Below are 989 nucleotides of genomic sequence, written 5' to 3'. Positions count from 1 at the left end.
GGTGCGGGCCGAACAACTCGAGAAGCTCGAAAGGCTTCGGGCACAACGTGATCAGGCGGCCGTCGATGCGGCACTGGCCGATCTCACCCGCGCCGCCGCGTCGACCGACACCTCGGGTGGCCTGGACAACAACCTGATGGCGCTTGCGATCGAGGCGGCACGTCATCAGGCGACAGTCGGCGAGATCTCGGCCGCGCTGGAAAAGGTCTATGGTCGCCACCAGGCGCAGATCAAGACCATCAGCGGGGTGTACCGGCATGAGGCAGGCGACGTGAGCAACATCGACGCGGCGACCGACATCGTTCGACGTTTCGCGGAGGCGGAGGGTCGACGACCCCGCGTGCTCGTGGCGAAAATGGGTCAGGACGGCCACGATCGCGGCCAGAAGGTGATCGCGACCGCATTCGCCGACCTCGGATTCGACGTCGACGTCGGCCCACTGTTCGCCACGCCGGAGGAGGTCGCCGCGCAGGCGGCCGACAACGACGTCCACGTCGTCGGGGTGTCATCGTTGGCAGCCGGTCACCTCACGCTGGTACCGGCACTGCGTCAGGCGCTGGCTGACGTCGGCCGCGAGGACATCATGATCGTCGTCGGCGGCGTCATCCCACCGGGTGATTTCGACGAGCTCTACGAGGCAGGCGCCGCGGCGATCTTCCCGCCCGGCAGCGTGATCGCCGATTCCGCCGTCGAGTTGATCTCCAAGCTCGCAGACAGTCTCGAGATCGAGTTGCCAGAGGTGGCTGCCGGTTAATGGGTGTGCAACGTCGGGTTGATGTTCAGGCGCTGACCGACGGTGTGCTCGGTGATCGCCGCGCCGATCTCGCGAGGGCGATCACCCTGGTCGAGTCGACGCGACCGGATCACCGTGCGGCGGCTCAGGAGTTGCTGTTGGCGCTCACCCCGCATGCCGGAAAGTCGTTTCGCGTGGGGATCACCGGCGTGCCCGGCGTCGGCAAGTCGACGACGATCGAAGCGCTCGGGATGCA

Annotated in this window: 1 protein-coding gene and 1 pseudogene; both read left to right on the top strand. The window is 66.7% G+C overall.

Translation table 11 applies throughout. The features are described 5' to 3' along the window. Nucleotides 1-754, top strand: a 754-nt coding sequence (locus tag A5777_RS23730; protein WP_197502456.1) for a methylmalonyl-CoA mutase family protein, incomplete at its 5' end; no start/stop codon positions are given. After that, nucleotides 754-989: pseudogene (locus tag A5777_RS23725) on the top strand (methylmalonyl Co-A mutase-associated GTPase MeaB); the annotation flags it as partial. The gene A5777_RS23730 and the pseudogene A5777_RS23725, both read left to right, overlap by 1 nt.

The organism is Gordonia sp. 852002-10350_SCH5691597 (assembly GCF_001665715.1).
Classification (GTDB): Bacteria; Actinomycetota; Actinomycetes; order Mycobacteriales; family Mycobacteriaceae; genus Gordonia; species Gordonia sputi.
Note: the sequence above shows the minus strand (reverse complement) of the source record. Positions and strands in the feature narration are given on the sequence as shown.